The organism is Muriicola sp., from assembly GCF_041567615.1.
GTDB lineage: Bacteria > Bacteroidota > Bacteroidia > Flavobacteriales > Flavobacteriaceae > Muriicola.
The window spans coordinates 1-5,496 of record NZ_JBFGBM010000176.1; the positions used below are offsets into that span (position 1 = coordinate 1).

General features: G+C 49.3%; 3 protein-coding genes. 2 read left to right on the plus strand and 1 reads right to left on the minus strand.

Annotation, left to right across the window (positions count from 1 at the left end; genetic code table 11):
- Positions 1 to 157 precede the first annotated feature (157 nt).
- On the minus strand, positions 158 to 1,957 hold the full coding sequence (locus ABYP73_RS11030; RefSeq protein WP_372974356.1) for a glycoside hydrolase family 15 protein: 1,800 nt from the start codon (positions 1,955 to 1,957) through the stop codon (positions 158 to 160).
- 101 nt (positions 1,958 to 2,058) lie between these two features.
- Here ABYP73_RS11030 and ABYP73_RS11035 point away from each other — a divergent pair, with 101 nt between their 5' ends.
- Complete coding sequence (locus ABYP73_RS11035; RefSeq protein WP_372974357.1) at positions 2,059 to 4,278, plus strand: bifunctional alpha,alpha-trehalose-phosphate synthase (UDP-forming)/trehalose-phosphatase; 2,220 nt, start codon at positions 2,059 to 2,061, stop codon at positions 4,276 to 4,278.
- Positions 4,238 to 5,164 (plus strand): hypothetical protein, encoded by a 927-nt coding sequence (locus tag ABYP73_RS11040; protein WP_372974358.1) that lies wholly within the window; start codon positions 4,238 to 4,240, stop codon positions 5,162 to 5,164. The genes ABYP73_RS11035 and ABYP73_RS11040 overlap by 41 nt, the downstream gene beginning before the upstream one ends.
- The last annotated feature ends 332 nt before the right edge of the window (positions 5,165 to 5,496 follow it).

The window sequence follows — 5,496 nt, forward strand, 5'->3', positions numbered from 1 at the left end:
ATCCGGCAGGAACTGCTCGAGGAAGGGATGTTCTACATCGTCCAGACCAGGATCAAAGGGATACAGTACCTCAGGTGTACCATCATGAACCCGTTTACCACTGAGGAACACCTCGGGATGTTGCTGGCTCTGGTGCGGGAAAAAGGCAGCAGGAAAATCACTGCATAGATTCAAGCACGCGCTGTTCTGTTGCCTTTTGGGAAAAATTGATCGCGCACTCGATCAGGGCCAGGTGGGAATAGGCCTGTGGGAAATTCCCCAGCAGCCGTTTGGTCTTGAAGTCGATATCCTCACTGAAGAGTCCCAGGTGGTTCCCGTATCCGAGCACCTTGTCAAACAGGGCCTGGGCCTTTTCTTCCTCCCCTATCTTGAACAGGCTGTTGATAAACCAGAAAGTACAGATGGTGAAAGAGGAGGACGGCAATCCGAAATCGTCCTTGTTCTTATAACGATAGAGGAGTCCGTCATTGCTGAGTTCCTTTTCTATCGCATGCACCGTACTGATAAACCGGGGGTCACGGGCCGGGATAAATCCGTAAGATTCCATCAGCAGTACGGAGGCATCGAGGTTGGGCGACCCGTAAGACTGGGTAAAGGCTTTTTTCTCCTCATTCCATGCATGGGTAAGGATATCCTCCCTGATCTCCTGTTCCAGTGTACTCCATTTTTCGACCTTCCTGTTCTTTCGGAAGATACGGGCCACTTTAATCGCCCTGTCTATGGCCACCCAGCAAAGTACCTTAGAGAAAGTGAAATGACGGTCCTCCGTGCGGAATTCCCATATACCCTTGTCGGGTTCCCGCCAGTGCTTGGAAACGATCCAGGCGATCCCTTTGGTTATACCCCACAATTCCTCCCCGTTTTCCAGGTCCGTGCCGAATTTATTTAAATGGGCATACAGCACATCCATCAGGATCCCGTAGATATCGTTCTGCCTTTGATGGTAAGCAGCATTCCCGATCCTCACAGGCTTGGAGCCTTTGTACCCCTTGAGGTGATCCAGGGTCTTTTCGGTGAGTTTTTTCTCCTTGTTGATCCCGTACATGATCTGCAATTTTTCATCCTTGTCCGGGATGAGGTCGACGATGAATTGCAGATAACGCCTGGCCACATTGGTATGGCCCAGGTCTGCCATCACCTTGATCACCATGGAGGCGTCCCGAATCCAGCAAAAGCGGTAATCCCAGTTCCTGACCTCTCCGATAGTCTCGGGAAGGGAAGTGGTGGCAGCTGCCAGCACGGCCCCGGTCTTGTTGTAAGTGAGCAATTTAAGGGTGATCGCACTGCGATTGATCTGGGCGTTATACTTCTTGTAATTCGGGGTTTTATTGCTCCAGTTGAGCCAGTATACCTTGGTCCTCTCCAGTTCGAGATACGTTTTTCGTGTACTGGGCTGGAAGATCTTTTCATTGTAGGCCAGCAAAAAGTATCCGTTTTCGGTCACCTCTATCTCCCTCCCTTCCACAACGGCATTTTTATTGAAAGAAGTATACAGGAAAACCGTTTCGAATTTCTCTCCCTGGGTAAGACTTACGACAAAATTCTTTTTCACATAGGTTTCTGTCTTCCCCGAGGCATAGGCCAGCCTGGGGTCATAATGCACACTGAATCTCGGCTTTCCGGAGATGTGCTTTATAAATCTGTAGACCTCAGGAGGTGCGTAGTACTGGGAAGGACCTTTGACGTACCGCGGCATAAAGTCATGCACCTCAAAGATGTGCTCCCCGTCTTCAAAACGGGTGATCAGGATGGCCGTATGTTTCTTATACCGCTGTTTGATTTTGTACTGAGTCGATACCCGGATCTCAAAGCTGCCCCCAATCTCATCGTCCAGCAATTTTGCAAAAACAGAAGAAGAATCGAATTCCGGCAGGCAGCACCATTCAAGAGAAGCGGTCTTCGAAATCAGGGCCGCACTCCGGCAATTTCCGATAATTCCATAATCTAAGTTGTCCATAAATGAGAATCCTGTAAAAATTCGGTTTTCATTGGATTTGCGTCATAATTTGACGAAATTTAGAGAAATTAATATGAAAAAAGGGTAAAAATACTCGATTTATGGCTAAAACTATCATTATCTCAAACAGGTTGCCTGTTCAATTGCAAATCGATAATGGAAGTATCAGTGCCATCCCGAGTGTGGGCGGACTGGCCACCGGGATGAAGTCGGTTCATTCGGAGGGTGAAAGCCTGTGGATCGGGTGGAGCGGACTTACAGAAGAGGAGATCCCGGAAGATCTTGAAAACGATATCGATGCCGCCCTGGCCGAACATGGTTCTTCGAAGGTAAAGCTGACCGCAGAAGAGGTAGATGGATTTTACTACGGTTTCAGCAACCGGACCATCTGGCCCCTTTTTCACTATTTCCTGGAGTATTCTGAATTTGAACTGGCGAGCTGGGAAACCTACAAAGCTGTCAATCAAAAGTTTGCGGATGCCATCCTTGAAAAGGCGGATAAAGATGATATCATCTGGGTGCACGACTATCAACTGATGCTCGTCCCGCGGATGGTCAGGGAAAAAAGGCCGGAGACCTCCATCGGGTTTTTCCTGCATATCCCCTTCCCCTCCTTTGAAATCTTCAGGACCCTCCCATGGAGGGCAGAGGTGTTGACGGGCTTGCTGGGATCAGACCTCATCGGCTTCCATACCTATGATTATGAAAGGCATTTTCTGAGTTCTATCCGGAGGATCCTCGGCCTGGAGGTCAGTTTTAATGACATCTATCTCGATGACCGGATCGTGAAGGTCGATTCCTTTCCTATGGGGATCGATTACGCTAAGTTCAGTGAGGCGGCAAAAATACATCAGACCCTCCCCAAAAAAGAACAATCAGAATTACAGCGCCGGCTCAACAAGCACAAGGAGTCTACCCCCGATGCCAAATTCCTGCTCTCCATAGACCGGCTAGACTATTCGAAGGGGATCGCCAAGAGGCTCAATGCCTATGAGTATTTCCTGAACAAATACCCCCAGTACAAGGAAAAGGTACGCCTGATCATCCTGGCGGTGCCCTCCCGCAGCAATGTCCCCCAGTATCAGTTGTTGAAGAAAGAGATAGATGAACTTGTGGGAAGGATAAACGGGGAGCTGGCTACAGTGAGCTGGACACCGATCTGGTATTTCTACCGCTCCATGCCCTTTGAGAACCTGATCGACCTGTATACCTCCTGCGACATTGCCTGGCTAACACCCATACGGGACGGGATGAACCTGGTAGCCAAGGAATACATAGCCACGAGAACGGATAAGACCGGGGTCCTGATCCTCAGTGAGATGGCCGGATCTGCCAATGAGATGAATGAGGCCCTCCTGATCAACCCCAACAATTTTGAACAGATCGCCGATACCATCCACAGGGCGATACAGATGCCCCAGAAAGAACAAAAATCCAGGAACGACGTGTTGCAGAAAAGGCTTGAGCGGTACAACGTGGAAAAATGGGCCAATGATTTCATGAGATCCCTGACCGAACAAAGGGACAAGGATCCGGCCTATGTGACCCGCAGGCTCTCGGTGGATCTCACCAATACCGTAATGGAGGATTACCACGCTGCCCGTAAGCGCTTGCTCTTCCTGGATTACGACGGCACCCTGGCCGGCTTTCACAACGACCCCCAGAAAGCATCCCCTGATAAGGAGCTCTTCCGGTTGCTGGATGCCCTGACCTCACTGCCCGATATGGACATCTACCTGATCAGCGGCAGAGATAAAGAGACCTTTGGTCGCTGGTTCCTCAAAAAGAAATACAATATGATCGTGGAACACGGGGTTTGGCTCTCTGAAAAAGGTGATGAATTCACCATGCTGGAAAATGTGAAAAAGGACTGGATGGAAAAGATCAGTCCGGTTCTCGAATCTTTTGTAGACCGAACTCCGGGCAGTTTTATCGAGGAAAAGAACTACTCCCTGGCATGGCATTACCGCAATACAGACCCTGATTTTGGGCAGAAGAGAGCATCCGAACTGAACACAGTCCTCAGAAGCCTTATCGCCAATGACGACCTCAGTGTGCTGAACGGGAATAAGGTCATGGAGATTAAAAGCAGCAATGTGAACAAAGGAAGGGCGGCAATGCGTATTTTTACCCGAGACGAATACGACTTTGTCTTCGCGATAGGAGACGACTGGACAGATGAATTCATGTTCCAGGAACTCCCCGATACGGCAGTAACTGTGAAGGTCGGCCGGCAAAAGACACAGGCAAAATATTATCTAGACAGTATTAAAAATGTCCGTGACCTCCTCTCTCGCTTTACAGAAAAAAAGGTCGGATAGATTCAGAATCCTCCTGGTCCTTTTCCTTACCACCACGCCGACATTGATCTTCTCCCAGGCAGATACGGAGGTTTTCCTGCTAGACCTGGTGTCTACCACCCAGGAGGTAGATCGGAGTGAGATCAGGAACCTTTCTCAAAATCCAGGTTATGACAACCAGCCCTCCTTTTACAATGATTCGCTGGTTCTGTTCTCCTCCACAAGGAATGGACAGACAGATGTGTTGGCTTATACCCTTTCAGACCATGGCAAGGTATGGAAAACAGATACACCCGGAGGGGGTGAATATTCTCCCACGAGAATCCCGGGAAGCGAGGATTTTTCGGCCATAAGGCTAGACGAGGATGGAAAGCAACTCCTGTACAGGTACGATTGGAAAACGGGTAAGTCAAGACCGATACTCAAAAACCTTAAGGTAGGCTACCACCTCTGGTATAGCCCCGAATTACTGGTATCAGCCGTTCTGGTAGATGACAGGATGGACCTGGTGGTCTCTCACTTGAAAAGCGATACCCACTACACCTTCCAAAAGAATGTGGGTCGCTCTCTGCACCGAATACCACATACACAGCTCGTGAGCTTTGTAAACCGGGAAGGCGGGAAAAGTGAATTGAAGTCGGTAGATCCGGTATCCGGGGCTACTGAAGTGATCACAGATCTGCCCCCCGGCGTGCAGGACGTGTGCTGGCTAATGGACGGAAGAGTTCTTGCGGGTAGTGGAAGTACGCTTTGGCAATTCTACCCCGGTATCTCTGACGAATGGACAGTCTTTAGAAATTTGCCCGAAGATGAAGTCGAAGGGATCACCCGGATGGCGACCCATTACGCCACCGGAGTCCTGCTGTTTGTCGCGGAAATTCCTCTAAAAAGAAAGCAAGAACCCTGAGAGATAGCATATACGAACTCTTTTCCTTTCAGCTCAGGGGGGGGGCAGTTTTTTTACCTGTGATCCCCCGGATATAAAAAGTAGGTATTACCTTTGGTATCCCGCGTTTTTTACTCGGTCCCGGGTCTGCTTTGATTTGAGTTTCCCCCGGTTGAAAATAAATACAGAAAAACATCATGAAAAATTATCTGCTTCCTTTGCTGCTAATGGTAACCTCCGTATCCTTAGCCCAGTCTTCCAAAGATATTTACGATATCATCGATGCGGTCTCAGCAGATCGCATCCGGGCTGATGTGACTACCCTGGTCGGGTTTGGAACCCGTCATACCCTG